Source organism: Gemmobacter nanjingensis, from assembly GCF_014652195.1.
GTDB lineage: Bacteria > Pseudomonadota > Alphaproteobacteria > Rhodobacterales > Rhodobacteraceae > Gemmobacter > Gemmobacter caeni.
On the sequence record NZ_BMYI01000001.1, the window covers coordinates 381,318 to 406,972 of the forward strand.

A 25,655-nucleotide genomic window follows, 5' to 3' on the forward strand; every position below is an offset into this window, starting at 1 on the left:
TCCGCCTCTACCCTCGCAGCAGAGGCTTACCAAAGGATTACGCCGCCTCGGCCAGTGGCGGTTTTTCCAGGCGCAGCGGCATGGAGACACGGAAGGCCGCCCCGCCCTGCCCCGGCAGATAGGTAATGGTGCCGCCCAGATTGGCCATAACCTCGCGGCAGATCGCAAGGCCAAGCCCAGCGCCGCCGGCGCGGGTCTGATCGGTCAGGCGGGCGAATTTCTCGAAGATCAGCGCCTGCTTGTCTTTCGGGATGCCCGAGCCGTTGTCGATGAAATCCACCAGCACCCGCCCGCCGCGCTGGCGCACCACGATCCGCAGTTCAGGGCGCGTGGCGTCACAGTATTTGCGGCTGTTGGAGATCAGGTTGATGAACACCTGCGCCAGCCGGTCAGGATCCGTGCGCAGGAATATCGCCTCGGCGGGCAGGTCGCGGTGAATGAGAAAGTCACGCTCGGGCCGGGTCTGGGCGGCGGCGCGCAGCGAACGGTCCAGCAGTTCCGACAGGTTGGCCAGCTTCAGGTCAAGCTGCACGGTGCCGTTTTCCAGCACACTCAGATCCAGCAGGTCATCCAGCAACCGGGTCAGGCGGATCGCCTCTTCATGGATGATGCCCGCGTATTTCTCGGGCATGCCCTCGGGCATGCCGCCTTCCATCATGATTTCGGAAAATGCCCGGATCGAGGTCATCGGCGTGCGGAGTTCATGGCTGATCTGACTGAGGAAAGCATCTTTCTGCACGGAAAGCTGGGTCAGCTTCTCGTTCGCCTCGCGCAATTGCCGGGCAGTGCGTTCCAGTTCGGCGCGCTGCGATTCCAGCTGACTGGAATATTCCATGATCTGCGCGGTTTCATCGGCCACCCGCATCAGATCATCCACTGTCACCCGCGCCCGCCCCGCGAGTTCGGAAATCATCGCATGGGCTGCCGCCGCACCGACGGACCCCGCCAGTTGCCGCTCCAGCGCGGCCAGAAAGGCGGGCGAAGGGTCGGGCAGATAACCGGCCTTGCCCTGCGCGCGGGCCTGTTCCTCGAAGAAAGTCAGTGCGGGTTCGTCGCCCAGAATGCGCTGCGCCATGATCAGCAGCGATTCCGGCTCGGCCAGACCATCGCCCCATCCGCGCAGTTCCGCCCGTTCGGTGTCAAAGACATAGACGAAGGCCAGACCCTGCGCCCGCTCGATGGGGGTCGGGAAGCTGAGCAGTGAGCCGATGGTGAAGGCGGCAGTGTTAAAGGACAGGCTCCAGAACAGGGCATGGATCAGTGGGTCCATGCCCTCCACCCCGAACAGCGCGCGGGGGCGCAGCCAGCCGATACCGAACGGACCATTGAGAAACACATCCAGCGGCAGGATGGCGCCGGGGCCGAAGCTGGGCAGGAACAGCGTGTAGGCCCAGACCACGAAGCCGATCAGCAGCCCCGCCGCCGCCCCGATCCGCGTGGCGCCCCGCCAGAAGATGCCGCCCAGCATGGCAGGCAGCATCTGCGCCACGCCAACGAAGGAGATCAGCCCGATGGCGGCCAGGGCAGCAGACCCGCCGGACAGCGCGAAATACAGATAGCCCAGCCCCAGCACAGCCGCGATGGACAGCCGCCGCGACATCAGCACCAGCCGCCGCACATCGCCGGAGACGGATTTCGCAGGCCGCAGCCGCAGCCAGAGCGGCATGACGATATGGTTCGACACCATGGTCGCCAGCGCGATGGAAGCGACGATCACCATGGAGGTGGCCGAGGAAAATCCGCCAAGGAAGGCCAGCATGGCAAGCCCGCCCTGTCCCTGGCTCAGCGGCACGGTCAGCACGAAAAGATCGGGATTCGCCCCCACCGGCAGCAGACCGAGGCCCACCACCGCGATCGGCACGACAAACAGGCTCATCGCCAGCAGATACAGCGGGAAGGCCCAGCTTGCGGTGCCAAGGAACCGCTCGTCACTGTTTTCGACCACCAGCACCTGAAACATGCGCGGCAGGGTAATGACGGCGGCGGCCGACAGGAAGGTCAGCCCTGCCCAGCGCGAGGGCACCAGATCCCAGTCGGCAATGGCCGACGCATTGATGCGGGCGGCGATATCCACCGGCCCGTCCGCCACGACCCAGACGACGAAAATGCCCACCGTCACCAGCGCCACCAGCTTCACCACCGCCTCGACCGCGATGGCGGCCACGACGCCGGTATGCTGTTCATTGGCATCAAGGTTACGGGTGCCGAACAGGATGGTGAACAGCGCAAGCCCCCCCGCGACCCACAGCGCTGTGGAATTGGTGTCGGGGATCATCCAGGCATAGGTGCCGGGCTGCGCGAAGACACCGAAGCTGAGCGTCACCGATTGCAGTTGCAGTGCGATATAGGGCGTGGCCGCGACCACGCAGATCATGGTGACGATCACCCCGAGCGCGTTCGACTTGCCATAACGGCTGGAAATCATGTCGGCGATGGAGGTCACGCGCTCGGTCCGGCCGATGCGCACCAGCTTGCGCAGCACCCACCACCAGCCGACGAAGACCAGCGTCGGGCCAAGGTAGATCGTCAGATACTCCAGCCCCGACCGCGCCGCATAGCCGACGGCGCCATAAAAGGTCCAGGCCGTACAGTAGATGCTGAGCGACAGCGTGTAGACCAGCGGAGACCGCAGCCAGCGGGCGCGGCCCCGCTCGGCCCGCCGTTCGGCCAGAAAAGCCACAAGAAACAGGAAGATCACATAGGTGAGGCAGGCCAGGACCAGCAGGTTGAAGGGCATCAGCCGCGCCCCTCGCCGCCTTCGGTGCCCGGCTCTTCCTCCTGCGCGCCAAGGCCGCGCGCCATCAGCGCCGCCACCACGATCAGCCCGAACCAGACGACAAACAGATAGGCGCCGTCCACCGCCGTATCCCGCGCCTCGGTCTCTGCCGGAGCCCAGAGGATCGGCAGCAGGAACAGGAAGGCCCCGGCCACCGGCAGCAGCCGGGCCGCATCGCGCATCCGCCGCAGGCGATAGCTGCGCCGCGCCAGAAAGACCGGGCCGCGCGGTCTCATGCCACGCCCAGCAGGGACCGGGCCGCCGCCACGAATTCGGTATTGGAGAAGGGTTTCGCCATGAACAGGCTGGCCCCCGCGCGCTCGGCCGCCTCGCGGTCGCGGCCCTGCCCCTTGGCGGTCAGCATCATCACCGGCAGTTCCGCCGTTGCCGGATCGGCGCGCAGGGACTGAAGGATTTCCAGCCCTGACCGGCCCGGCAGCATGAGATCGAGGATCACCAGATCCGGTCTGCGGGCGCGCACCTCAGCCTCGGCCACGCCACCGTCTCCCAGGGTCGTTACCTGCCAGCCCTCGCGGTTCAGCAGGAAGCGGATCGCCTCGGCGATATTCGGCTCGTCCTCGATCAGCATAGCGTGATGAGTCACGGCACCTCCCCCGGTCGCGCTGGCGCCTCCCCGCGCCTGCCCCGACTATCGGCGGAAATCCCCGCCGTGTCAAAAGCCGCGACGGGGAAGCGGCTATGACTTTGGCATCGGTCAGCCGCGCAGGCCGGTCACTTCGCTGACGATGGGCGCCTCGCGCCGGGCAGGGCAGCCGGGCTCGGGGCAGATGCGGCAGGTGGCCCCCACCCGGCGCACGGACCCGCCCGCATCGGGCACCGGGCTGAGCAGCATCGCCGCCTGCCGCACCTCGACCCCGCCAAAGCCCTCGGGCCAGCTTGCCTCGCCCCAGGCGCGGGCGGCAAAGCGGGCGCGCCGCCGCCCTGCCATCTCGATCTCGGCCAGCACGGGCATCATGGGGCGGGCCAGCGCCTCGAACAGCGGCCAGAGCGCACAGGCCGCACCAAACCGCGGCGGCACGAATCCCGGTACGGGTTTGCGGAACACCAGCGCCCCCGCCGCATCCGCGATCACCAGCCCGAGGTCCGAACCGGGCCGCAGCGCCAGCCGCCGCATCGCGACCAGAACCCCTGCCCCGGTCCGTGTGCCGATCAGAACCGGGTCCGGCCCCCATTCGGTCAGCGCGGCCTCCAGCCGCGGCAGCGGCAGCGCCGCCATATCGGCCCGCATCCGTGCGACCCAGACCGTTGCCAGATCCCGCGCCGCCACAGAGGCCAGCGCCGACAGATCGACCTCGCCGCCCGGCGCCTCCAGTTCCGGCAGATACCAGCCGCGCGCGGCGAGCCAGTCGTCCAGCTCCTCCTGCGGCGACACCGCGCCCGGCATCTCGGTCCGGTCCGATCCGTCGAGATAGGCCACCAGCGCCTCCGCCCCGGTGGCCAGCCGCTCGCTGTCATGGTGCAGGTTGGCATGGAACCGCGCGCGCCATTCCGGCTCGATATCCTCGGTTTCGGCAAGGATGGCCGCCGTGGAGCGCACGGAACTGACTGCCGACAGCACCTCGTGCAGCGACAGGCTCAGGTGCGGGTCATGGGCAATCCGGTCGTTCAGCGCCGCCACGGCCTGTTCCAGCTGACCGATACGCCGCTGCAGGCCCCCGGACAGGCGCGCCCAGCCCGGATAGCGCCCGATGAATTCCTCGATCCGCTCCAGCTCGGCGGCAGCCTCCGGCTCGGCGGCGGCGGCGGTGCGCAGTACCTCGGCCAGCGCGCCCTCACTGCCCTGCTCCAGTTCTGCCGACTCGATGCCCAGCACCGTGGCCAGACGCACCAGAACATCACCCGTCACCCGGCGGCGGCCATGTTCGATCAGGTTCAGATAGGCGGCAGAAATCCCGGCGGCCCGCGCCACATCGGCCTGACGCAACCCCAGCGCCAGACGGCGCTCGCGCACACGGCTTCCGGTCAGGGCGCTCAGCGGCATGGGTCACCTCCGCCGACAATTTACACAAATCTGTAAACTTTACAAATACACAGAAATGAAAAAGGCGGAGCCGGTTCGCACCAGCCCCGCCCCTGTCGCAATGTCGCGTGCCGATCAGGCCAGCGCGATATTGGTCGCCGATTCGCGGCCGTCACGGCCTTTTTCGATGTCGAAGGTCACAGCCTGACCGTCATTCAGTTGACGGATGCCTGCGCGCTCCAGCGCCGAGATGTGCACGAACACGTCGCGCGAACCACCCTCGGGGGCGATGAAACCGAAACCTTTGGTGGCGTTGAACCATTTCACGGTGCCGTTGGCCATCGTGATATCTCCTTTTGTTTGCCGCCCGCGGAGTGCGGCGGCCCGGCTCAGTGTCGTCGTCGGATCCACTGAAGCCATAAGGAAACAGAAGGTCGAGAGAAGAAGCTTAGCCGCTTTTGAATACCACTTCGTCGGCTTCCGCACAAGCACCGGCAGCGGTCTCAAAAAAAGCGCGCGGAGATCCGCCCCCGCGCGCCTTCAGATTTATTGCAGGGCCTTGTCGGTGATCTGATGCGTCCAGGCGCCTTCGGGGGCCTTGGTGATCACCGGGTCCGAACCGCCCGACATCAGCGCCTCGACCGTGCGGGTATAATCCGCCTCGTCCAGCGCACCGTTCGAACCGGCGGTGAGCTTTGCCACCTCGCCCATCATGCGTTTCTGGTGGCTTTCGGTCTGGGCGCCGGTTTCGTCATTTTCCAGCACGATCATCGCGGCTTCGTCCGGGTTCGCCTCGGCGTATTTCCAGCCCTTCATCGAGGCGCGGACGAATTTCACCATCTTTTCGTCGAAGGCCGCGTCCTTGAGGTTATCCTCCAGCACATAAAGCCCGTCCTCCAGCGTGGCGACGCCCTCGTCCTCGTATTTGAAGGTCACCAGATCCTCGGGCTTCACGCCCGCGTCGATCACCTGCCAATATTCGTTATAGGTCATGGTCGAGATGCAGGCCGCCTGTTTCTGCAACAGCGGATCGACGTTGAAACCCTGTTTCAGCACGGTGACATCGGTGCCGTCGGTCTTCAGCCCCAGCTTGTTCATCCAGTTGAGGAACGGATATTCGTTGCCCCCGAACCAGACGCCCAGCGTCTTGCCCTTGAAATCGGCCGGGGTCGCCACGCCCGATTCCTTCAGGCAGGTCAGCATCATCCCCGAGGATTTGAACGGCTGCGCGATATTGACCAGCGGCAGCCCCTTCTCCCGCGCGGCCAGGGCTGAAGGCATCCAGTCCACCACCACATCGGCGCCGCCACCCGCGATGACCTGCGTCGGCGCCACATCCGGGCCGCCGGGCAGAATGGTGACGTTCAGCCCTTCCTCGTCGTAGAACCCCTTGTCCTTGGCAACGTAATAGCCCGCGAACTGCGCCTGGGTGACCCATTTCAGTTGCAGCGTCACATCCTCGGCCTGAACCGCGCCCGCCATGAAGGCCAGCGCCGCCGCACTCGTCATCAGATATTTCATAGTCAAACCTCCATGTTGCCGGTTTTCCCGGTTTTTCACTGTCGTCTCTGCGACGGATGCCAGAAGGTCATCCGTTTCTCGATCAGCGCGACCAAGCCGTAGAAGGCCGATCCCGCCAAAGCCGCCACCGCAATCTCGGCCCAGATCATCGGCAGGCCAAGCCGCCCGATCTCTGCCGTGATGCGGAACCCCATGCCGACGATAGGGCTGCCGAAAAATTCGGCAACGATGGCCCCGATCAGCGCGAGTGTGGTGGCAATCTTCAACCCGTTGAACAGGAAGGGCAAGGCGGCAGGCAGGCGCAGCTTCATCAGCGTCTGCCAGTAGCTTGCGCTGTAGGTTGCCATCAGGTCGCGCTGCATCGGCTCGGTCGCCTTAAGCCCTGCCACCATGTTCACCAGCACGGGAAAGAACACCATGACCACCACGACCGCCGCCTTGGAATGCCAGTCAAAGCCGAACCACATGACCATGATCGGCGCGATGCCGACAATGGGAAGGGCGGCCACGAAATTCCCCACCGGCAGCAACCCGCGTTGCAGGAAGGGCGAGCGGTCAATCAGGATCGCCGTACCGATGGCAGCACCACAGCCCAGCACATAGCCGGTCAGCGCACCCTTCACGAAGGTCTGCACGAAATCGGCCCAGAGCGTCGGGAGACTGCTGATCAGCTGCGCCCAGATCGCCGAGGGCGCAGGCAGGATCACAGGGTTCACCCCGAACAGATCCACCGTCATTTCCCACAGCACCAGCAGTGTGATGCCAAAGATCAGCGGAACGACCCGCCGCACCCAGGAGCCGCGCCCCTCGGCCAGGCCGGCGTTCAGCGTCCAGGCGCCGAACCAGACCGCCAGCACCAGCCCAAGCCGCCAGTCGGCCACAAACCCCGCCGCCGCGATGGCGGCCATCATTGCCAGCCCCATCATCGCACCAGCCCCATCCGTTGCAGCACGATCCGCTCCGCCAGCCCGATGATCGCCACCAGCGAAGCCGCCAGCAGCGCCGCCGCGAACAGCGCCGCCCAGATCTGCACCGTCTGTCCGTAGTAGGACCCGCTCAGGAGCCGCGAGCCCAGCCCCGCCACCGCCCCGGTCGGCAGTTCGCCAACAATCGTGCCCACCAGCGAGGCCGCCACCCCCACCTTCAGCGAGGCGAACAGATACGGCATCGACGATGGCAGCCGCAGCTTGGCAAAGGTCTGCGCCCCGCTGGCATTATAGGTGCGCAACAGGTCCAGTTGCATCCCGTCGGGGGCGCGCAGCCCCTTCACCATGCCCACCACCACCGGGAAGAACGAAAGATAGGCCGAGATGATGGCCTTCGGCACAATCCCCTGCACCCCCATGCTGTTCAGAACGACAATGATCATGGGCGCAATGGCAAGGATCGGGATGGTCTGGCTGGCAATAGCCCATGGCATGACACTCATGTCCATCGCCCGGTTATAGACGATGCCGACCGCCAGCAGGATGCCCAGACCGGACCCCATCACAAAGCCCAGAAGCGTCGCCGACAGCGTGACCCAGCCGTGATAGACCAGACTGCGTTTCGACGTCACCTTCTGGCCGAAGAACCCGTCATACAGCCCCTTCGCCACCTGATGCGGTGCGGGCAGCACCGGCCGCTCCTGATGCAGCGTCTCGGTCACCAGATCGACCAGCATGACCTCACGCCCCTCGCGCGCCGCCTGATCGTAAACCCAGGTCGCATTCATCCAGATCGCCGCCAGATACCACAAGCCGACAATCGCCAGAACAACGGTCAGAACCGGGACGAGATTACGCAACATGCCCGCCCCGCTCATTTTCTGTCGAAAAATATCCTCGGGGGGTGAATTGCGCCGCAGGCGCAAGAGGGGGGCAGACAGCCCCTCTGCCTTTCGCGCCCTCACATCTCATCGCCATGCCCCGCCCTGAGGCCCTCGCGCACACGATGGGCGATCTCGATGAACGCGCGGCTGTCGCGGATGTCCAGCGGTCGCTCCCTCGGCAAGGGGCTTTCGATCACATCGGTAATCCGCCCCGGACGCGGACTCATCACCACGATCTTCGTGGAAAGATAAACCGCCTCGGGGATGGAATGGGTGACGAAACCGATGGTCTTGCCAGTTCGTGCCCAGAGCTTCAGCAATTCCTCGTTCAGCCGGTCGCGGACGATCTCGTCCAGCGCGCCGAAGGGTTCGTCCATCAGCAGGATGTCAGCATCGAAAGCCAGCGCGCGCGCAATGCTCGCGCGCTGCTGCATGCCGCCAGAAAGCTGCCAGGGAAACTTGCCACCAAACCCTTCCAGGTCAACCAGTTGCAGCACGTCCTTCACGCGCCGGTTCTGTTCATCCCGCGCAAATCCCATGATCTCCAGCGGCAGGCGGATATTGCCTGCGATGGTGCGCCAGGGGTAAAGCCCCGCTGCCTGAAACACATAGCCATAGGCGCGTTTGCGCCGCGCCTCGTCCGGCGTCATGCCGTTCACCGTCAGGCTGCCGCCGGTGGGATGCTCCAACGCCGCGATGCAGCGCAGGAAGGTGGTCTTGCCGCAGCCCGAAGGGCCGATGAAGCTGACGAAATCGCCCTTGTCGATGGTCAGGTTGACATCCTTCAAGGCCTGCACCGGCCCGTCGGCGGTCTGGAACACCAGATCCAGCCCCCGCGCCTCGATCACCGGCCCTGCCTTCTCTGCGCTGTCCTTCATCCATCCCCGCATCCGGCCACTCCGTGCCGGTTCATATTCCGTTTACCGATTCCCCGCATGCTCGGACATTCAGGGAGGATACCATGATCACAACGCTCGCCTTCGCACCGACGGAGGAGGATCTGGAGGAGTATTTCTTCGCCCCTCCGGTCCTGACCTTCGCCCCGCCGCCACCGCCGGACCCGATACCGCCTCAGACCCCCGTCGCAGGCACGCCTGAACGCTGAACCGGCCGCGGCGCGGTCAGCTCTTTCCAGGCGCTCAGCGCCCGGTTCACCGCCGGGCGCGGCGCGCGACCGACAAACTGGCCATGGCCTTCCTCGGTCCGCATCTCGCCGTCATGCACCACGACCTTGCCGCGCGACAGGGTGAACCGCGGCAGGCCTTTCACTGCCTGCCCCTCGAACACGTTGTAATCAATGCTCGACTGCTGGCTGCCCGCCGAGATCACCTTTTCCTTCGCCGGGTCCCAGACCACCAGATCGGCATCGGCACCAACCAGAACCGCCCCCTTCTTCGGGTAAAGGTTCAGGATCTTGGCGATATTGGTCGAGGTCACCGCGACAAACTCGTTCGGCGTCAGCCGCCCCGTGTTCACCCCATGGGTCCAGAGCATCGGCAGCCGGTCCTCCAGCCCGCCGGTGCCATTGGGGATCTTCGAGAAATCGCCCACCCCGAACCGTTTCTGCTCGGTCGTGAAAGCACAGTGATCCGTCGCCACGCAGGACAGGCTGCCCGCCTGCAACCCGGCCCAGAGGCTCGCCTGATGCGCCTTGTTGCGGAAGGGCGGCGACATGACGCGCCGCGCGGCATGATCCCAGTCAGGGTTGAAATATTCGCTCTCATCCAGCGTCAGATGCTGGATCAGCGGCTCGCCCCAGACCCGCTTGCCGGCCTGCCGCGCCCGGCGGATCGCCTCATGCGCCTCTTCACAGGAGGTATGGACCACATAAAGCGGCACCCCCGCCATATCGGCGATCATGATGGCGCGGTTCGTGGCCTCACCCTCCACCTGCGGCGGGCGGGAATAGGCATGCGCCTCGGGGCCGGAATTACCCTCGGCCAGCAGCTTCGCCGTCAGTTCCGCCACCACATCGCCGTTTTCGGCATGAACCATGGCAAGCCCGCCCAGATCGCCCACCCGGCGGAATGACGCGAACAACTCGTCATCATTCACCATCAGCGCGCCCTTGTAGGCCATGAAATGCTTGAAGGAGGTGATGCCCGCCTTCACGCTGTCCTCCATCCCCTCCCAGACCTTCTCACCCCACCAGGTGATCGCCATGTGATAGGAGTAATCGCAATTCGCCCGGCCCGACTTGTTGTGCCACATCTGTGCGGCATCCATCAGCCCCTGCCCCTGCCCCGGCAGCACGAAATCCACCACCATCGTGGTGCCGCCCGCCAGCGCCGCCCGCGTGCCGCTTTCGAAATCATCGGCGGAATAGGTGCCCATGAAGGGCATTTCCAGATGGGTATGCGGGTCGATCCCGCCCGGCATGATGTAGCAGCCTGCGGCATCCAGCACCGTGTCGCCCTTAAGCCCGGTACCGATTTCGGTGATCACCCCACCCTCGATGCGGACATCCGCCTCATAGGACAGATCCGCCGTGACAACCGTCCCGCCCTTGATCACCGTCGATGCCATGCCGCTCTCTCCCGATCCGCTTTTGCTTCTTGTCCAAATACTCCGGGGGTCCGGGGGCAGCGCCCCCGGCCTTCCCGTCATTCGACGACTTCGGCCACCTGCAACACCGCATGCAGCAGCACATCGGTGCCCGCCGCCGCCCATTCGGGGCTGATTTCCTCGGCCTCGTTATGGCTCAACCCATCCACACAGGGGCACATGACCATGGTGGTCGGCGCCACGCGGTTGATCCAGCAGGCATCATGTCCGGCGCCGGAAACGATATCCATGTGGCTGTAGCCCAGCTTTTCCGCACTCTCCCGCACGATGCCCACCAGTTCGGGGTCAAAGGTCACCGGGTCGAAATGGCCGACCGGCTCGATGCTGCATCCAAGGCCCAGTTCGGCCGCAACCGCATGGGCCGCGCGCTCCACCTCGGCGCGCATGGCGTCGAGCTTGGCCTGTTCCGGGCTGCGGATGTCCACGGTGAACACTACCTTGCCGGGGATCACGTTGCGCGAATTCGGATGCACGAAAACCTGCCCGACCGCGCCCACGGCATTGGGCTGGTGGCTCATGGCGATCTGATGCACGCGCTCGGTAATCCGCGCCATGCCGAGGCCGGCATTCACCCGCATCGCCATGGGGGTCGAGCCGGTATGCGCATCCTTGCCCGTCAGGGTGATTTCAAGCCACCACAGGCCTTGCCCATGGGTGACGACGCCGATGCTTTTTCCTTCCGCCTCAAGGATCGGCCCCTGTTCGATATGCAGTTCGAACATCGCCTTCATCTTGCGGGCGCCGACAACCTCGTCCCCGACCCAGCCGATGCGGGCGAGTTCCTCGCCAAAGCGTTTGCCCTCGGGGTCGGTGCGATTATAGGCGTAATCCTGCGTATGGATGCCAGCGAACACGCCAGAGGCCAGCATGGCCGGTGCGAACCGCGCGCCCTCCTCGTTCGTCCAGTTGGTCACAACGATCGGGTGCTTCGTCTTCAGCCCCATGTCATTGATCGTGCGCACCACCTCCAGCGCGCCCAGAACGCCCAGCACACCATCATATCGGCCGCCCGTCGGCTGGGTATCGAGATGGCTGCCCATATAGACCGGCAGCGCATCGGGGTCGGTGCCAGGCCGCGTCGCGAACATGTTGCCCATGGTATCGACACCCATGGTCATGCCCGCCGCCTCGCACCAGCGTTTGAACAGGTGGCGGCCCTCGCCATCGGCATCGGTCAGTGTCTGCCGGTTGCAGCCGCCCGCCACGCCGGGGCCGATCAGGGCCATCTCGTTCAGGCTGTCCCACAGCCGCGCCGAATTGATGCGAAGGTTCTCTCCGGGTGCTGGCATCAGCTTGCTCTCCCTGTCTGCCGCCCGTCTGCTGCGGGCTTGCGGCGAATCTCTTCCTGACCGTATGGTCAGATTGCAGGCTATAGAAGCTGACTATCCGGTCAACGAAAATCTCCGTTCCCCGCAAGCCCCCTGCGATCCGAGGCCCGATGAACGAAACGCCCCGCCCGATGCGCCGCAACGAGATCCGCGCGATGAATGAAACGCTCATTCTTCAGGCAGCGGAAAAAGTCTTTGCCGAGGCGGGGTTTGGTGGTGCGACCATGCAGCTGATCGCCGATCTGGCGGGGCTGCCGAAAGCCAATCTGCACTATTATTTCGCAACGAAGGAAGAGCTGTACCGCCGCGTGGTGCAGAATATCTTTGAAATCTGGCTGCATGCCGCCGACAGCATGGATGGCGCCGAAACCCCGGCGGAAGGCATCGGCGCCTATATCGACGCCAAGATGGATATTTCCCGCCGCCACCCGGAAGGCTCGAAAGTCTGGGCATCAGAGGTGATGCATGGCGCGCCGGTGATCCAGGATTATCTGGAAACCACGTTGCGCGACTGGACGGCGGGGCGGGCCGCGCTGATCCAGCGTTGGATCGACGAGGGCAGGATGGCCCCCGTCGATCCGCAGCACCTGCTTTACATGCTCTGGGCCACGACCCAGCACTATGCCGATTTCAGCCACCAGATCGAAACGCTGAACGGCGGCAAACCACTGTCCGAAACTCAGTGGAATGCCGCCAAGACCAATGTGAAACAGATCATCCTGCGCGGGATCGGGGTGCTGTGAGGCGTCAGATCACCTCGAAATCGGCGGCCCCCAGCGTCTGAACCGAGATCAGCCGCGCAAAGACCACCGCTTCGCCCTCACCGCTGCCGTCCGCATCGTAAAGCAGCCGCCCCGTCGTGGTGTCGAACAGGATACGATCATCGGCATCCCGCGCCACGCCCCCGGCATTCGCGGCGAAAGCCGTGACCGGCAGCGCCCCGTCTGCCGTGGCGACGAGGCCGCCGAAAGCCGATGCCGAAAGCTGGATGCGGTCCTTGCCCCGGCTGAAATCGACAATCAGGTCGGTGCCGCCCAGTTCCGGTGCCAGGTCGAAGACGAAACGATCCTGCCCCGCCCCGCCGCTGAGCGTATCGTTCCCCGCGCCGCCCGCCAGCGTATCCGCGCCGCGCCGGCCTTCCAGCAGGTTGTGGCCCTCGTTCCCGAGCAGGCTGTTGGCAAAACGGTTGCCGATCCCGACCACATCGGCGCTGCCTGTCAGTTCCAGGCGCTCCACCCCGCCCCTGGCCTGCGGGCCGGAGAGGCGGAAATCCAGATGCGTCCGCACCGTATCGACCCCGCCGGACAGGCCACCCGCGAATACCCGGTCCCCGGCATCATCGACGACAAAGATGTCATCCCCAGCCCCGCCGAACATCCGGTCCGCCCCGGCGCCACCGTCGATCACATCATCGCCCGTGCCGCCGCGCAGCAGATCGTCGCCCAGACCACCGGAAAGCGTATCGGCCTCGCCAGATCCGATCAGCAGGTCAATGCCCTCCCCCCCGGTCAGACTGCCCGAGGTGGCAAGCCAGCCTGCGGAAAATGCGAAGCGCCAGCCAGAGGCATCAATATTGTCCAGCCCGAACAGCACCGAGAAGCCGGCGATTTCCCCGGCGGCAACCTGAAGCGGCGCCGTGACGAAAATCCACCCGTCATCATCGCCGCCCGCCGAATCGTAAAATTCCAGCCCGCCGATTTCCAGCACCAGAAAACCGCCGTCATACTGGTAGTAGCCGGTTTCCTCGATCAGCCAGCCATCGGTCTGGTAGGTGGCGGAAATCGTGAACACATCGCCTTCAAATGTCGCCGAAACCAGGGGCGACACGTCCCGAATCTCTTGCAGGATACGCATGTCAGAGTCCGATTTTGCACAATGATGAAGCAGAAAGCCCAATCACTGTGCGCCCGGCCCGACAACCTGTCAATCAGCGTGTACGGGTGGCTTGCGGCACAACCTCAGCCTGCCAGAGCGTCCGCCACCAGCCCTTGCAGCAGATCATTCACAGGGGCCATCGTCGGCTCGTCCCGGTGCATGAAGCCGACTGTCACCGCCTCGCCCGGCCGCTGGTAGACGGTGATGGCGTAGGGGCAATACCGGATGTTGGTCGGGTCCGCCTCCATCACCTTGCGCGACACCTCGGCCGAGCAGAACAGGAAGATCTCGGCCCCGTCGAACAGCACCACATCCGAGCCGACATCGGCGCGCGTGCGTTCCAGCATGTCGCCGGTATGGGTGTGGCTGTCGATCACCAGCCCGCGCCCGACAATGGCGCTTTCGACCGCGAAGGTCACATCCTCGAATGCCTCCTCGCTGGTCGCCGTGACAAATTCATCGGCAACCGCAGGGGTCGTGGCGCAGATCAGCGCGGCAACGCTCAGAACGCGGGTCATCAGGGTCATGCGGGGCTCCGTCTGGACAGGGCCAGTCTGCGGCAGACAGCGCCAGGGCGCAAGTCAGGCGTCTTTCAGCTCCACCTCGACGAAGCTCATCGGCGCAGGACCGCCATTGATGACATTGTGTTCGGTTCCCTTCGGACGGGAATAGGCGCTGCCCGAGGGAATGAAGCTTTCGCGCCGCTCGCCATCCGGCAGTTCCAGCACCAGCGCGCAATCGGTCAGCGTGGTGATGACATATTCATGGCCGTGAACATGCCAGCCGGTTTCGGCACCCGGTTCGAAATCATATCGCCAGACCCGAACGCGGTCGTTTTCCATCAGCAGCGTGGCCATGGCCTGAAGCCGCATCGCACCTTCCGTCATCCCGCTTCCCCCAAAAGCAGGGACGCGGGGCCCCCCCCCCGCGTCCGGGCCGCCTTACGGCAGCGTTTTCAGCACTTCGGCCAGCTTGCCGATCAGTTCGTCGATTTCCGCCTTCGAGATGATCAGCGGCGGCGACATGGCAATGATGTCGCCGGTGGTGCGGATCAGGATGCCCTTTTCATAAGCATTCAGGAAGGCCGTGAAGGCGCGTTTGGTGGGTTCACCCGCCATCGGCTCCAGCTCCACCGCGCCAATCAGGCCCATGTTGCGGATGTCGATGACATGCGGCAGGCCCTTGAGGCTGTGGAGCGCATCCTCCCAGTAGGGAGCAAGGTCGTTCGCGCGTTCGAACAGCCCCTCCTCCTTGTAGGTGTCCAGCGTGGCGATGCCGGCGGCGCTGGCGATCGGGTTGCCGGAATAGGTGTAGCCATGGAACAGTTCGATCATATGTTCCGGGCCCTGCATGAAGGCATCATGCACCTCGGCCGTGGTCAGCACCGCGCCCATCGGGATCACGCCGTTGGTCAGGCCCTTGGCAGTGGTCATCATGTCGGGCAGCACGTCGAAATGCTGCGCCGCGAAGGCCGATCCAAGCCGCCCGAAGCCGGTGATCACCTCGTCGAAGATCAGCAGGATGCCGTATTTCTTCGTGATCGCCCGCAGCTTTTCCAGATAGCCCTTCGGCGGCATCAGAACGCCGGTCGAACCCGCCATCGGCTCCACGATCACCGCCGCGATGGTTTCGGCGCCATGCAGCGCAACAATACGTTCCAGATCATCGGCGAGGTTGGCGCCATGCTCCGGCTGGCCACGGGTAAAGGCGTTCTGACCCGGCAGATGGGTATGCGGCAGGTGATCAACACCGCCCAGCAGCGTGCCGAACATCTTGCGGTTGTTGACGATACCGCCGACCGAGATGCCGCCGAAGTTCACGCCATGATAGCCACGCTCACGCCCGATCAGACGGGTGCGCGCGCCCTCGCCCCGTGCCCGGTGATAGGCAATGGCGATCTTCAGCGCGGTTTCCACCGACTCGGATCCCGAGTTGGTATAGAACACATGCTCGATCCCCTTGGGGGCGATATCGACCAAACGGTTGGCCAGTTCAAAGGCCACCGGATGTCCCATCTGGAAGGCAGGCGCGTAATCCAGCTCGGCCGCCTGCTTCTGGATCGCCTCGGTGATTTTCGGGCGGCAGTGACCGGCGTTGCAGCACCACAGGCCTGCGGTGCCATCCAGCACCTGCCGACCGTCCGAGGTGGTGTAATGCATGTCCTTCGACGCCACGAACATGCGCGGCGTCTTCTTGAACTGCCGGTTCGCCGTGAAGGGCATCCAGAAGGCATTCAGGTCGTTCGGCGTCGGCTTACGGTCAAGCGCCATGATCATCTCCGCATTTATCCGTCACGAGACTTCGCGCGACGGCTTGAGTTTCCTTGACCCCGAGGTCAAAATTCAACGCGACAGCACCCGGAAGACCGGGCGCGGCTGTCGGCATATTGACGGGTTTGCCACCGCCGCTCAATCGGGTTTGGCCGTTCCCGCGGCACATTTCCGACACTTTGATCAAATGTTTCACCCGGGAGGTCCGATGACCCGTGCCAAGCCGAAGACCCGCATCCAGCAAAAGAACTCCGAGGCCATCCTGGAGGCCGCGCTGGAGGTGTTTTCGCAGGCCGGGTTTCGTGGCGCGACGCTGGACCAGATCGCGGATCGCGCCGGGCTTTCGAAGCCCAACCTGCTGTATTATTTCCCCTCGAAAGAGGCGATTCATGCCGAGCTGATCGCCGGGCTTCTGAAGGTCTGGCTCGATCCGTTGCGGGCGCTGGACGCGGGCGGCGATCCGGTGGCCGAGATTCTGGGCTATGTCCGCCGCAAGCTGGAACTGAGCCGCGATTTCCCCCGCGAAAGCCGGCTGTTCGCCAATGAGGTGCTGCAAGGCGCGCCGCGTATCGACGCGGCGCTTCAGGGCGAGCTGAAACCTCTGGTCGATGACAAGGCGGCGGTAATCGCAGCCTGGGTGGCCGAGGGGCGCCTGGCGCCGGTGGACCCTTACCATCTGATCTTCTCGATCTGGGCCACAACCCAGCATTACGCCGATTTCGACGTGCAGGTCCGCGCCGTGCTGGGCCCCGGCCATGATCCTTTTACCGAGGCCGGGGCGTTTCTGGAGACGCTCTACCGGCGGATGCTGGCGGTCTGACGGATCGTTCAAATGCCACGCATTCGCCCTGCCCCGACGCGGCGGCTGCGTGGTACGATACGACGGGGGCGTTCTGACCGAAAGGGAAGAGACGATGACATTCGTGTCCACCATTGGCGCGCAGCTTGCGCGCGCCCTGCCCCAACCTGACCCCGGCATAACCTCTGCACGCGGCAGCCAGCCCTCCGAGCCGCCCGCCAGCCTGCGGGTCGCCCCCACGGAACTGGCCGCCGCGGTGCAACCCGCCGCCGCCAGCGTGACCGTGGTGCTGCAATGCGCGGGCAGGCCCGATCCTGACACGTTCGACAACGTGCCGCAGCCCGGAGACGAAAGCATTCTGGTCGATGACTGGGAAAGGCCGGGCCCGCCGCAGGATACGGCTGACCCCGAGGCGGGGCCAACCCCGGCTGCCCCGATGCCGTCGGAAGATGCGCAGCCTGCCATGATCGCATGGCAACACAGTCTGCGCATCCTGCGCGGCGGCTGAGCCGCGATCATTCTGCCGCGCGCACCGAAGGGTTGTTGGGGTGTTGCGTCCAGTTGGCGTAATCCCCCACTGTCGCCCCGGTGCGCGGGTCCACCTGACCTTTCGGCAGTTGCACCATGGTGATGCAATTCTCCACCGGGCAGACATTGACACACAGGTTGCAGGCCACGCATTCCTCGTCCTTCACCGTGAAGGTGCGGTCCGCGCCCATTTCGATGGCCTGATGGCTGGTATCCTCGCAGGCGATATAGCAGCGGCCGCATTTGATGCAGTCGTCCTGGCTGATATGCGCCTTGGTGACATAGTTCAGGTTCAGGAACTGCCAGTCGGTGACATTCGGCACCGCGCGGCCCACCAGCTCCGTCGTATCGGTGAACCCCTTGCGGTCCATGTAATCCGACAGGCCCGAGATCATCTCCTGCACCACCTTGAAGCCATAGGTCATGGCGGCGGTGCAGACTTGCACATTGCCCGCGCCCAGAGCCATGAACTCTGCCGCATCGCGCCAGGTCGTGACGCCACCGATGCCGCTGATGGGGATACCGGCGGTTTCGCGCGAGCGCGCGATTTCCGCCACCATGTTCAGCGCGATGGGCTTCACCGCCGGGCCGCAATAGCCGCCATGGGTGCCCTTGCCGTCAATTGTCGGCTCCGGTGCGAAATCGTCGAGGTCGACCGATGTGATCGAGTTGATGGTGTTGATCAGGCTCACCGCATCCGCCCCGCCGCGCTTCGCCGCCTCGGCCGGTTTGCGGATGTCGGTGATGTTGGGGGTCAGCTTCACGATGCAGGGCATGCGGGAATATTGCTTCACCCAGCGCGTGACCATCTCGATATATTCCGGCACCTGCCCCACGGCGCTGCCCATCCCACGTTCAGCCATGCCATGCGGGCAGCCGAAATTCAGCTCTACCCCGTCGGCCTCGGTATCCTCGATCCGGGCGAGGATATCCTTCCAGGATTCCTCGTCACAGGGCACCATCAGGCTGATGATCAGGGCGCGGTCGCGCCACTTGCGCTTGACCTCCTTGATCTCTTGCAGATTCACCTCCAGCGGGCGGTCGGTGATCAGCTCGATATTGTTCAGCCCCAGCAGGCGGCGGTCGGCGCCCCAGATCGCGCCATAGCGCGGGCCGTTGACATTGACGACCGGCGGCCCTTCGGAGCCCAGCGTCTTCCAGACCACACCGCCCCAGCCCGCCTCATAGGCGCGTTCGACGTTGACCTTCTTGTCGGTGGGCGGCGCGGAGGCCAGCCAGAACGGGTTCGGGGATTTGATGCCGATGAAATTCGATGCGAGATTGGCCATATGCTTGTCTCCTGATGCGGGCGCTCAGCCCGCCGCCCCCGTCAGTGCGGCATGGATCTCCTCGGCGGCGTCGCGGCCCTCGGCCACGGCGGTGACCGTCAGATCCTCGCCCCCCAGCGCACAGTCGCCTCCACACCAGAGCTTGTCACCGGCGCGTTTCGGCAGCTTGCCCGCCGCCACGGTGAGGCCCTCCGGCACACCCGCAAGGGTCTGGCCGATGGCCTTGAACACCTGATCGGCCTTGAGCGTGAAGCCCTCCCCCAGCAGTTTCAGCCCCTCGGGGCTGTCCTGGGTATAGGCAAACTCCACCGCCTCGGCCCGCGCGCCGCCCGTCACCTTCACCGGCGCGGCACCGTAGATGATGCGGACGCCGGTCTGCGTGGCATGTTCCTGCTCGTAACCCGAAGCGCTCATCTTCTCCTTGCCGCGGCGATAGACGATGGTCACATTCTCGGCGCCCAGCAGCTTCGATTGCACGGCGGCATCCACAGCCGTCATGCCACCGCCGATCACCACCACGTCGCGCCCGACAGCGACGCCGGAACGGTCCGCCGCCTGCCGCAGCCCGGCGATGAAATCGACCGCATTCTCCACCCCCGGCAGATCCTCGCCCGCCGCGCGCAGGGCATTCACCCCCGCAAGCCCGATCCCCAGAAATACCGCGTCATAATCGGCCAGCAGATCGGCCAGCGCGATATCTTTGCCCAGCGTCACCCCGGTTTTCAGGGTGATACCACCGATCTTCAGCAGCCAGTCCACCTCGCGCGCCGCGAAATCATGGGTCGATTTGTAGGTGGCGATGCCATATTCGTTGAGGCCCCCGGCCTTGGGACGGCGTTCAAGCACCGTCACCTCATGGCCCTTCATCGCCAGACGATGCGCGCAGGCCAGACCCGCAGGCCCGGCGCCCACCACGGCCACACGCTTGCCAGTCGCCGCTGCGCGGGTGAAGGGATGCACGCCCCTCGCCATCAGCGTATCGGTCGCAAAGCGCTGCAACCGGCCGATCTCCACCGGCTTGCCCTCGGCCACCTCGCGCACGCAGACCTCTTCGCAGAGCGTCTCGGTCGGACAGACGCGGGCGCACATGCCCCCCATGATGTTCTGACTGAGGATCGTCTTCGCCGCCGCATCCGGCGTGCCGGTGGCGATCTGGCGGATGAACAGCGGAATGTCGATCGAGGTCGGGCACGCCGTCATGCAGGGCGCGTCATGGCAGAAATAGCAGCGGTCGGCGGCCACCTGCGCCTCATGCCGGTCAAGCGGCGGCGTATGGTCGGCGAAATTCGCCTCATAGCTGGCGGCGGGCAGACGCGCGGGCACGATGCCGGGCGTAAGCTGGCTGTTGGACAAGGCGCAAACCTCCCGTTGTTTTATTGATTGACCTCACTCTGCCACAGGCAAAAATTTTATCAATCGGTAAATTTTAGCGCGGCGTCGATTTTTCCCGGCTGCCCGCAAGGCAGGCGCGATCCGGGGGGACTGCGGGGAAAATGGGCGCCAGCTTCCCCTTGCCCCCGCCCGAAGCGACGCCCCCGCCGCCCATGGCGCCTGCCCAGGTTACGCGAAGGCTTTTCACCCCTGCCCGCCTCGCGTATAACCGCGTCAGCCACGGCAGGGCTGCTTGCGCTATCACGCGCCGCTCATCGCCCGCCGACAGAACAAACGAGGATGGCATGAGCAAACATTCCCCCGACGCCGACGTTGCCTTCATCCAGGCCCTGGCAGAGCTTCTGAACAAGAACGAACTGACCGAGCTTTCGGTGAAACGCGAATATGGCGAGGATGACAGCCTTGACGTGCGCGTGGTGAAACAGGCGAATATCGTGACCACCACGGTCGCCGCCGCGCCGATGGCCATGCCCGCCCCGGCAGCCGCACCCGCTGCTGCCGCAGCCCCGGCCGCCGCGCCGGAAGATCCGGCCCAGCATCCGGGTGCCGTGACCTCGCCCATGGTCGGCACCGCCTATCTGGCCGCCGAGCCGGGCGCCGCGCCCTTCGTGACAGTGGGCGCCACCGTCACCGAAGGCCAGACCGTGCTCATCATCGAGGCGATGAAAACCATGAACCACATCCCCGCGCCGAAAGCCGGCACGGTGAAGCGCATTCTGGTCGCCGATGGCACTCCCGTCGAATTCGGCGCGCCGCTGATGATCGTCGAGTGAGGTCCGCCCGGTGACCCAGATGTTCGAGAAAATCCTGATCGCCAACCGGGGCGAGATCGCGTTGCGCGTCATCCGCGCCTGCCGCGAAATGGGCATCAAATCGGTCGCGGTGCATTCCACCGCCGATTCCGATGCGATGCACGTCCGCATGGCCGATGAGAGCGTCTGCATCGGCCCGGCGCCCTCGGGGCAGAGCTACCTGAACAAGGCGGCCATCATCTCGGCCTGCGAGATCACCGGCGCGCAGGCGGTGCATCCGGGCTATGGCTTCCTGTCGGAAAACGCGGGTTTCGCGCAGGCGCTGGAAGATCACGGGCTCACCTTCATCGGGCCGACGGCGGATCATATCCGCATCATGGGTGACAAGATCACCGCGAAAGAGACCGCGAAGGCGCTGGGGATTCCGGTGGTTCCGGGCTCTGACGGCGGCGTGCCCGATCTGGAAACCGCGCTGAAAGTGGCCGAAGAGATCGTCTATCCGGTCATCATCAAGGCCACCGCAGGTGGCGGCGGGCGTGGCATGAAGGTCGCCCGCAGCGCCGAGGAGCTGGAGATCGCCTTCCGCACCGCCCGCAGCGAGGCGAAGGCCGCTTTCGGCAATGACGAGGTCTATATCGAGAAATACCTCCAGAAGCCGCGGCATATCGAAATCCAGGTCTTCGGCGACGGCAAGGGCAATGCCGTGCATCTGGGCGAACGCGACTGTTCCTTGCAGCGCCGCCACCAGAAGGTGTTCGAGGAGGCCCCCGGCCCCTGCATCACCCCCAAACTGCGCGCGGAAATCGGCGAGGTTTGCGCTGCCGCCATGCGCAAGCTGAAATACATCGGCGCGGGCACGATCGAATTCCTTTATGAGGACGGCGAGTTCTATTTCATCGAAATGAACACCCGGCTTCAGGTCGAACATCCGGTGACCGAAGGCATCTTCGGCGTTGACCTCGTGCGCGAACAGATCCGCGTCGCGGCGGGCCTGCCGATGTCCTTCACGCAAAGCGATCTGGAGATCAACGGCCACTGCATCGAGGTGCGGATCAACGCCGAACGCCTGCCGAATTTCGCGCCCTGCCCTGGCAAGGTGAAGGTGTTCCACGCACCGGGCGGTCTGGGTGTGCGGATGGATTCGGCGCTGTATGGCGGCTATTCCATTCCGCCCTACTACGACAGCCTGATCGGCAAGCTGATCGTTCACGGCCGCGACCGGCCCGAAGCGCTGGCCCGGCTGAAACGCGCGCTGAGCGAGTTGATCATCGACGGGGTGGAAACCTCGGTCCCGCTGTTCCACATGCTGCTGGCCGAGCCTGACATCCAGAACGGCGAATACAACATTCACTGGCTGGAAAAATGGCTGGCGGAGCAATTCGCCTGAGGCACTGTCGCGGCCTTTTGTTGACGGGGTATCCGGGGGTTTCTCACTCCCGGACCCCTTTGCGATGTTTCTGCCAGGATACAAGCCAGACGCCGGGAGCGGGATCATACGCATGATTACGCCCGAGCTTTTGTTGCGTGCCTATGCGGCCGGGGTGTTTCCGATGGCCGAAAGCGCGGAAAGCGATGCGATCCACTGGGTCGATCCGCGCAGGCGGGGCATCCTGCCGCTGGACGGGTTTCACGTCTCGCGCAGTCTGGCAAAGGACATCCGGCGCGGCGGGTTCGAGATCTGCGCCGACCGCGATTTCGCGGGCGTCGTGGCGGGCTGCGCCGACCGGGAAACCACCTGGATCAACGCCGACATCTTCGCGCTGTATCTTGATCTGCACCGCATGGGCCATGCCCACAGCCTTGAGATGTGGGAGAATGGCGCGCTGGTCGGCGGCACCTATGGCGTGGTGCTGGGGGCCGCCTTTTTTGCCGAAAGCATGTTCTCGCGCCGCCGCTCTGCCTCGAAGATCGTGCTGGCGCATCTGGTGGCGCGGCTGCGGGACGGCGGCTTCACGTTATGCGACACCCAGTTCCTGACACCGCATCTGGCAAGCCTTGGCGGCATCGAGATCAGCCGCGCGGAATATCACGCGCGGCTGGCCGAAGCGCTGGAGCGCGAGGGCCGGTTCTAGCCCTCTTGCGGTGCCTCTTGCAACTCGTCGTCGGGCTGATCGTCCGGCGTCGGCTCCGGCCCGAGGTCCAGCGGCTGCTGGCCCGGGATGACGCAGCGCAGCACCCAGACATCATAGCGCGGATGTTCCAGCGCCGACAGCGCCGGGCTGGAGGCCAGCATCCAGCCGGAAAACACAGGCGTCTCGCGCCCCTTTTCCATGATGGTCAGATGGGCATAGGCGTCGGAGGCGGGGTTCGCCGAAGGATAGCGGCATTCATCAAGCTGGATGGTCAGCCGCCCGGAAACCGCGGCCTGCCCCCGGCTGAGTTCAATATCCGCCGTTTCGCCGGTCATCTTGTCGAGCCAGCGCAGAATGCCGCCGGGCGCCGAAGTCACCTCTTCCGCCGCGACGGGCGTCGCCGCCAGTGCGAGGGCAAGAAGCCACTTCATTCGGTCGCCCCGGCATCACCCGACATGGCGTCACTGGCGCTTTTTCCGACGAACTTCATCAGCAGGCCGACGAGACTGACCGAGCCTTGCGTATCCTCGATCTCATCTCCCGCCGCCAGATTGTCGGGCAGGCCACCGGGGCGCAGTTCGATGAAATTGCCGCCCAGCAGCCCTTCGGAGGACACCAGCGCGGCGGAATCCGTCGGCAGGTCAACCCCGTTGCGGATGCTGAACACCGCATCGGCATAGAAAGTCTGCGGATTCAGGTCGAGCTTCGAGACAGTGCCAACCTTCACGCCCGCCAGCCGCACATCGGTGCCGACAGAGATGCCTTCGGCCGACTGGAACGAGGCGCGCAGGTCATAGCTGCCGCCGGTGCGGGCAAAGCCCGTGCCCTGCGCGGCATAGATCAGGAACCCGAGAGCGACGGCCAGAACGGCGCCGCCCGCGATGACTTCGGTGGTGCTTTCGGCCATGATATCGCGCCCCTTATTCGGGTTGCCACGCCTCGTAATCGCGCCGTTCGACCGGCGCGGCGCGGCGGATGGAACCTGCGGGCGCATAGGCGGCCAGCGTGCCGGTCAGGTTTTCCTGATGCGGCTTTTCCCAGGTCTTGTGGGCCAGCGGCGCCCTGGTCGGCGGCTGATCCCAGGTGAAATGCAGCCAGCCATGCCAGTCGGGCGACACGCGGCTGGCCTCGGCCTCACCGTTGAAGATCACCCAGCGGCGCTTGCCGTCACGGGTTTCGTAATAGATGTTGCCCTGATCGTCCTCGCCCACCTTCACGCCCTTGCGCGCGGTGAAAATCTGGGTGCCGAGCGTCTGGCTGTTCCACCAGGTGACGAGACGCTTGAGGAATTCCATGGGCCGATCTCCGAAGGTGTTTGCCTTCATATGGACCAAGGGCCTTCCGGCGTCCAGTGCCAAGTTCCGCAAAAGAAAAAGGCGGGCGAATGCCCGCCTTTCACAGCCGTTTGCGGGGCGGTCAACCCGCCGCCGCCGGCTCTTTCTTCTTGGCGTCGGTATGGACCAGCAGGGGTTTCGCCCCGGCGTTCACCGCCTCGTCCTTCACCACTACCTCGGAGACATCGCCCATGCCCGGCAGTTCGAACATCGTGTCCAGCAGGATGTCTTCCATGATGGAGCGCAGGCCGCGCGCGCCGGTCTTGCGCTTGATCGCGCGTTTGGCGATGGCGGTCAGCGCCTCATCGGTAAAGGTCAGCTTCACGCCCTCGATGTCAAACAGCCGCTGGTACTGCTTGACCAGCGCGTTCTTCGGCTCGGTCAGGATGGTGACCAGCGCAGGCTCGTCCAGATCGGTCAGCGTGGCAATGACCGGCAGACGGCCGACAAACTCGGGGATCAGGCCGAATTTCAGCAGATCCTCGGGTTCCAGTTCCTTGAACAGCTCGCCCACGCTGCGTTCGTCCGGCCCCTGCACCGCAGCGCCAAAGCCCATGGCCGTGCCCTTGTTGCGCTGCGCGATGATGCGCTCCAGCCCCGCAAAAGCGCCGCCACAGATGAACAGGATGTTCGTCGTATCCACTTGCAGGAATTCCTGCTGCGGATGCTTGCGCCCGCCCTGCGGCGGCACCGAGGCAACCGTGCCCTCCATGATCTTCAGAAGCGCCTGCTGCACGCCCTCGCCCGATACGTCGCGGGTGATCGAGGGGTTGTCGGACTTGCGGGTGATCTTGTCGACCTCGTCGATATAGACGATGCCGCGCTGCGCCCGTTCGACGTTGTATTCCGAAGCCTGAAGCAGCTTGAGGATGATATTCTCCACATCCTCGCCGACATAGCCCGCCTCGGTCAGCGTGGTCGCATCAGCCATCGTGAAGGGCACATCCAGAATCCGCGCCAGCGTCTGCGCCAGCAGCGTCTTGCCGCAGCCGGTGGGGCCGATCAGCAGGATGTTCGACTTCGCAAGTTCAATATCCTGCTTCGAGGAATGGTTGAGCCGCTTGTAATGGTTGTGCACTGCGACCGAAAGCACGCGCTTGGCATGCTCCTGGCCGATGACATAATCGTCCAGCACCTTGCAGATCTCGCGCGGGGTGGGAACACCGTCGGAGCTTTTCAACCCCGAGGATTTGGTTTCCTCGCGGATGATATCCATGCACAGCTCGACGCATTCGTCGCAGATGAACACGGTCGGGCCCGCAATCAGCTTGCGCACCTCGTGCTGGCTCTTGCCGCAGAACGAGCAGTAGAGGGTGTTCTTGCTGTCGCTGCCGGAATTCGTCGCCATTGTCGTCCTCTGCCG

The 25,655-nt window shown here is 64.7% G+C and carries 28 protein-coding genes; 7 read left to right on the forward strand and 21 right to left on the reverse strand.

Features of this window, described 5'->3' with window-relative positions; all coding sequences use genetic code 11:
* Nucleotides 1-37 precede the first annotated feature (37 nt).
* The 9 genes from IE126_RS01950 to IE126_RS01990 form a co-directional block, all read right to left on the reverse strand.
* Nucleotides 38-2,737 carry an ATP-binding protein gene (locus IE126_RS01950; protein WP_108130295.1) on the reverse strand — a complete coding sequence of 900 codons (2,700 nt, stop codon included), beginning with the start codon at nucleotides 2,735-2,737 and terminating at the stop codon, nucleotides 38-40.
* Nucleotides 2,737-3,012, reverse strand: a complete 276-nt coding sequence (locus IE126_RS01955; protein WP_054303261.1) for a hypothetical protein — start codon at nucleotides 3,010-3,012, stop codon at nucleotides 2,737-2,739. The genes IE126_RS01950 and IE126_RS01955 overlap by 1 nt, the downstream gene beginning before the upstream one ends.
* Entirely contained in the window at nucleotides 3,009-3,380 is a 372-nt protein-coding gene (locus IE126_RS01960; RefSeq protein ID WP_108130296.1) for a response regulator transcription factor, read from the reverse strand. The genes IE126_RS01955 and IE126_RS01960 overlap by 4 nt, the downstream gene beginning before the upstream one ends.
* 111 nt (nucleotides 3,381-3,491) lie before the next feature.
* Nucleotides 3,492-4,778 (reverse strand): helix-turn-helix domain-containing protein, encoded by a 1,287-nt coding sequence (locus IE126_RS01965; RefSeq protein WP_189380043.1) that lies wholly within the window; start codon nucleotides 4,776-4,778, stop codon nucleotides 3,492-3,494.
* Between the two features lie 114 nt (nucleotides 4,779-4,892).
* Nucleotides 4,893-5,099, reverse strand: coding sequence for a cold-shock protein (locus tag IE126_RS01970; RefSeq protein WP_054301079.1), 207 nt, complete (start codon nucleotides 5,097-5,099; stop codon nucleotides 4,893-4,895).
* A gap of 204 nt (nucleotides 5,100-5,303) precedes the next feature.
* Nucleotides 5,304-6,278 carry an ABC transporter substrate-binding protein gene (locus IE126_RS01975; protein ID WP_054301080.1) on the reverse strand — a complete coding sequence of 325 codons (975 nt, stop codon included), beginning with the start codon at nucleotides 6,276-6,278 and terminating at the stop codon, nucleotides 5,304-5,306.
* 35 nt (nucleotides 6,279-6,313) lie between these two features.
* On the reverse strand, nucleotides 6,314-7,186 hold the full coding sequence (locus IE126_RS01980; RefSeq protein WP_189380336.1) for an ABC transporter permease: 873 nt from the start codon (nucleotides 7,184-7,186) through the stop codon (nucleotides 6,314-6,316).
* A 14-nt stretch (nucleotides 7,187-7,200) separates the two neighbouring features.
* Nucleotides 7,201-8,064 (reverse strand): ABC transporter permease, encoded by an 864-nt coding sequence (locus IE126_RS01985; protein ID WP_108130327.1) that lies wholly within the window; start codon nucleotides 8,062-8,064, stop codon nucleotides 7,201-7,203.
* Nucleotides 8,065-8,165: 101 nt separating this feature from the next.
* A complete protein-coding gene (locus tag IE126_RS01990) occupies nucleotides 8,166-8,966 on the reverse strand; it encodes an ABC transporter ATP-binding protein (protein ID WP_189380044.1) in 801 nt (266 codons plus the stop codon).
* Between the two features lie 83 nt (nucleotides 8,967-9,049).
* Between IE126_RS01990 and IE126_RS01995 the strand changes: the two genes are divergently transcribed.
* On the forward strand, nucleotides 9,050-9,193 hold the full coding sequence (locus IE126_RS01995) for a hypothetical protein (protein WP_161805975.1): 144 nt from the start codon (nucleotides 9,050-9,052) through the stop codon (nucleotides 9,191-9,193).
* Here IE126_RS01995 and hydA read toward each other — a convergent pair.
* Both hydA and IE126_RS02005 read right to left on the reverse strand, forming a co-directional pair.
* The gene (gene hydA / locus IE126_RS02000; RefSeq protein WP_189380045.1) at nucleotides 9,160-10,614 is read right to left on the reverse strand and encodes a dihydropyrimidinase; all 1,455 of its coding nucleotides are present in this window, start codon (nucleotides 10,612-10,614) and stop codon (nucleotides 9,160-9,162) included. The two genes, IE126_RS01995 and hydA, sit on opposite strands and share 34 nt — an antisense overlap.
* Nucleotides 10,615-10,691: 77 nt before the next feature.
* A complete protein-coding gene (locus IE126_RS02005; RefSeq protein ID WP_189380046.1) occupies nucleotides 10,692-11,942 on the reverse strand; it encodes a Zn-dependent hydrolase in 1,251 nt (416 codons plus the stop codon).
* A 149-nt stretch (nucleotides 11,943-12,091) separates the two neighbouring features.
* On the opposite strand from IE126_RS02005, the gene IE126_RS02010 reads away from it, so the two are divergent.
* Nucleotides 12,092-12,724, forward strand: coding sequence for a TetR/AcrR family transcriptional regulator (locus tag IE126_RS02010; protein ID WP_054301063.1), 633 nt, complete (start codon nucleotides 12,092-12,094; stop codon nucleotides 12,722-12,724).
* A gap of 4 nt (nucleotides 12,725-12,728) precedes the next feature.
* On the opposite strand, the gene IE126_RS02015 is transcribed toward IE126_RS02010, so the two are convergent.
* The 4 genes from IE126_RS02015 to IE126_RS02030 all read right to left on the reverse strand — a co-directional run bounded on the left by IE126_RS02015 (nucleotide 12,729) and on the right by IE126_RS02030 (nucleotide 16,126).
* Entirely contained in the window at nucleotides 12,729-13,835 is a 1,107-nt protein-coding gene (locus tag IE126_RS02015) for a calcium-binding protein (protein WP_189380047.1), read from the reverse strand.
* Between the two features lie 104 nt (nucleotides 13,836-13,939).
* On the reverse strand, nucleotides 13,940-14,383 hold the full coding sequence (locus IE126_RS02020) for a DUF302 domain-containing protein (RefSeq protein ID WP_152968319.1): 444 nt from the start codon (nucleotides 14,381-14,383) through the stop codon (nucleotides 13,940-13,942).
* Nucleotides 14,384-14,437: 54 nt separating this feature from the next.
* Nucleotides 14,438-14,743 carry a cupin domain-containing protein gene (locus IE126_RS02025; RefSeq protein WP_054301061.1) on the reverse strand — a complete coding sequence of 102 codons (306 nt, stop codon included), beginning with the start codon at nucleotides 14,741-14,743 and terminating at the stop codon, nucleotides 14,438-14,440.
* Between the two features lie 54 nt (nucleotides 14,744-14,797).
* The gene (locus IE126_RS02030) at nucleotides 14,798-16,126 is read right to left on the reverse strand and encodes an aspartate aminotransferase family protein (protein WP_189380048.1); all 1,329 of its coding nucleotides are present in this window, start codon (nucleotides 16,124-16,126) and stop codon (nucleotides 14,798-14,800) included.
* Between the two features lie 208 nt (nucleotides 16,127-16,334).
* Here IE126_RS02030 and IE126_RS02035 point away from each other — a divergent pair, with 208 nt between their 5' ends.
* Nucleotides 16,335-16,946 (forward strand): TetR family transcriptional regulator C-terminal domain-containing protein, encoded by a 612-nt coding sequence (locus tag IE126_RS02035; protein ID WP_189380049.1) that lies wholly within the window; start codon nucleotides 16,335-16,337, stop codon nucleotides 16,944-16,946.
* A gap of 94 nt (nucleotides 16,947-17,040) precedes the next feature.
* A complete protein-coding gene (locus IE126_RS02040) occupies nucleotides 17,041-17,433 on the forward strand; it encodes a hypothetical protein (RefSeq protein ID WP_189380050.1) in 393 nt (130 codons plus the stop codon).
* A 7-nt stretch (nucleotides 17,434-17,440) separates the two neighbouring features.
* Here the strand turns inward: IE126_RS02040 and preA are convergent, their stop codons facing one another.
* Both preA and IE126_RS02050 read right to left on the reverse strand, forming a co-directional pair.
* The gene (gene preA, locus IE126_RS02045) at nucleotides 17,441-18,742 is read right to left on the reverse strand and encodes an NAD-dependent dihydropyrimidine dehydrogenase subunit PreA (protein ID WP_189380051.1); all 1,302 of its coding nucleotides are present in this window, start codon (nucleotides 18,740-18,742) and stop codon (nucleotides 17,441-17,443) included.
* 24 nt (nucleotides 18,743-18,766) lie between these two features.
* Nucleotides 18,767-20,095: an NAD(P)-dependent oxidoreductase gene (locus tag IE126_RS02050; RefSeq protein WP_108130306.1), complete on the reverse strand. Its 1,329-nt coding sequence runs from the start codon at nucleotides 20,093-20,095 to the stop codon at nucleotides 18,767-18,769.
* A 323-nt stretch (nucleotides 20,096-20,418) separates the two neighbouring features.
* On the opposite strand from IE126_RS02050, the gene accB reads away from it, so the two are divergent.
* The 3 genes from accB (at nucleotide 20,419) to aat (ending at nucleotide 22,958) form a co-directional block, all read left to right on the forward strand.
* Nucleotides 20,419-20,907: an acetyl-CoA carboxylase biotin carboxyl carrier protein gene (accB, locus tag IE126_RS02055; protein WP_189380052.1), complete on the forward strand. Its 489-nt coding sequence runs from the start codon at nucleotides 20,419-20,421 to the stop codon at nucleotides 20,905-20,907.
* A 19-nt stretch (nucleotides 20,908-20,926) separates the two neighbouring features.
* Nucleotides 20,927-22,273, forward strand: coding sequence for an acetyl-CoA carboxylase biotin carboxylase subunit (gene accC / locus IE126_RS02060; RefSeq protein ID WP_108130308.1), 1,347 nt, complete (start codon nucleotides 20,927-20,929; stop codon nucleotides 22,271-22,273).
* A gap of 112 nt (nucleotides 22,274-22,385) precedes the next feature.
* The gene (gene aat / locus IE126_RS02065; RefSeq protein ID WP_189380053.1) at nucleotides 22,386-22,958 is read left to right on the forward strand and encodes a leucyl/phenylalanyl-tRNA--protein transferase; all 573 of its coding nucleotides are present in this window, start codon (nucleotides 22,386-22,388) and stop codon (nucleotides 22,956-22,958) included.
* Here aat and IE126_RS02070 read toward each other — a convergent pair.
* The 4 genes from IE126_RS02070 to clpX all read right to left on the reverse strand — a co-directional run bounded on the left by IE126_RS02070 (nucleotide 22,955) and on the right by clpX (nucleotide 25,640).
* Nucleotides 22,955-23,389: a DUF2155 domain-containing protein gene (locus IE126_RS02070; RefSeq protein WP_082400649.1), complete on the reverse strand. Its 435-nt coding sequence runs from the start codon at nucleotides 23,387-23,389 to the stop codon at nucleotides 22,955-22,957. The genes aat and IE126_RS02070 overlap by 4 nt on opposite strands.
* Entirely contained in the window at nucleotides 23,386-23,865 is a 480-nt protein-coding gene (gene mlaD / locus IE126_RS02075; protein WP_108130310.1) for an outer membrane lipid asymmetry maintenance protein MlaD, read from the reverse strand. The genes IE126_RS02070 and mlaD overlap by 4 nt, the downstream gene beginning before the upstream one ends.
* Before the next feature lie 13 nt (nucleotides 23,866-23,878).
* Nucleotides 23,879-24,253 carry an NADH:ubiquinone oxidoreductase subunit NDUFA12 gene (locus IE126_RS02080; RefSeq protein ID WP_108130328.1) on the reverse strand — a complete coding sequence of 125 codons (375 nt, stop codon included), beginning with the start codon at nucleotides 24,251-24,253 and terminating at the stop codon, nucleotides 23,879-23,881.
* 121 nt (nucleotides 24,254-24,374) lie between these two features.
* Nucleotides 24,375-25,640, reverse strand: a complete 1,266-nt coding sequence (gene clpX, locus IE126_RS02085) for an ATP-dependent Clp protease ATP-binding subunit ClpX (RefSeq protein WP_054301052.1) — start codon at nucleotides 25,638-25,640, stop codon at nucleotides 24,375-24,377.
* Nucleotides 25,641-25,655 lie beyond the last annotated feature (15 nt).

Bases quoted from the DNA above. Each gene is read 5' to 3' on its own strand.
- IE126_RS01950 (WP_108130295.1), bottom strand. From the start codon at position 2,737: ATGCCCTTCAACCTGCTGGTCCTGGCCTGCCTCACCTATGTGATCTTC.
- IE126_RS01955 (WP_054303261.1), bottom strand. From the start codon at position 3,012: ATGAGACCGCGCGGCCCGGTCTTTCTGGCGCGGCGCAGCTATCGCCTG.
- IE126_RS01965 (WP_189380043.1), bottom strand. From the start codon at position 4,778: ATGCCGCTGAGCGCCCTGACCGGAAGCCGTGTGCGCGAGCGCCGTCTG.
- IE126_RS01970 (WP_054301079.1), bottom strand. From the start codon at position 5,099: ATGGCCAACGGCACCGTGAAATGGTTCAACGCCACCAAAGGTTTCGGT.
- IE126_RS01975 (WP_054301080.1), bottom strand. From the start codon at position 6,278: ATGAAATATCTGATGACGAGTGCGGCGGCGCTGGCCTTCATGGCGGGC.
- IE126_RS01980 (WP_189380336.1), bottom strand. From the start codon at position 7,186: ATGGCCGCCATCGCGGCGGCGGGGTTTGTGGCCGACTGGCGGCTTGGG.
- IE126_RS01990 (WP_189380044.1), bottom strand. From the start codon at position 8,966: ATGAAGGACAGCGCAGAGAAGGCAGGGCCGGTGATCGAGGCGCGGGGG.
- IE126_RS01995 (WP_161805975.1), top strand. From the start codon at position 9,050: ATGATCACAACGCTCGCCTTCGCACCGACGGAGGAGGATCTGGAGGAG.
- hydA (WP_189380045.1), bottom strand. From the start codon at position 10,614: ATGGCATCGACGGTGATCAAGGGCGGGACGGTTGTCACGGCGGATCTG.
- IE126_RS02005 (WP_189380046.1), bottom strand. From the start codon at position 11,942: ATGCCAGCACCCGGAGAGAACCTTCGCATCAATTCGGCGCGGCTGTGG.
- IE126_RS02010 (WP_054301063.1), top strand. From the start codon at position 12,092: ATGAACGAAACGCCCCGCCCGATGCGCCGCAACGAGATCCGCGCGATG.
- IE126_RS02015 (WP_189380047.1), bottom strand. From the start codon at position 13,835: ATGCGTATCCTGCAAGAGATTCGGGACGTGTCGCCCCTGGTTTCGGCG.
- IE126_RS02020 (WP_152968319.1), bottom strand. From the start codon at position 14,383: ATGACCCTGATGACCCGCGTTCTGAGCGTTGCCGCGCTGATCTGCGCC.
- IE126_RS02025 (WP_054301061.1), bottom strand. From the start codon at position 14,743: ATGACGGAAGGTGCGATGCGGCTTCAGGCCATGGCCACGCTGCTGATG.
- IE126_RS02030 (WP_189380048.1), bottom strand. From the start codon at position 16,126: ATGGCGCTTGACCGTAAGCCGACGCCGAACGACCTGAATGCCTTCTGG.
- IE126_RS02035 (WP_189380049.1), top strand. From the start codon at position 16,335: ATGACCCGTGCCAAGCCGAAGACCCGCATCCAGCAAAAGAACTCCGAG.
- IE126_RS02040 (WP_189380050.1), top strand. From the start codon at position 17,041: ATGACATTCGTGTCCACCATTGGCGCGCAGCTTGCGCGCGCCCTGCCC.
- preA (WP_189380051.1), bottom strand. From the start codon at position 18,742: ATGGCCAATCTCGCATCGAATTTCATCGGCATCAAATCCCCGAACCCG.
- accB (WP_189380052.1), top strand. From the start codon at position 20,419: ATGAGCAAACATTCCCCCGACGCCGACGTTGCCTTCATCCAGGCCCTG.
- accC (WP_108130308.1), top strand. From the start codon at position 20,927: ATGTTCGAGAAAATCCTGATCGCCAACCGGGGCGAGATCGCGTTGCGC.
- aat (WP_189380053.1), top strand. From the start codon at position 22,386: ATGATTACGCCCGAGCTTTTGTTGCGTGCCTATGCGGCCGGGGTGTTT.
- IE126_RS02070 (WP_082400649.1), bottom strand. From the start codon at position 23,389: ATGAAGTGGCTTCTTGCCCTCGCACTGGCGGCGACGCCCGTCGCGGCG.
- mlaD (WP_108130310.1), bottom strand. From the start codon at position 23,865: ATGGCCGAAAGCACCACCGAAGTCATCGCGGGCGGCGCCGTTCTGGCC.
- IE126_RS02080 (WP_108130328.1), bottom strand. From the start codon at position 24,253: ATGGAATTCCTCAAGCGTCTCGTCACCTGGTGGAACAGCCAGACGCTC.
- clpX (WP_054301052.1), bottom strand. From the start codon at position 25,640: ATGGCGACGAATTCCGGCAGCGACAGCAAGAACACCCTCTACTGCTCG.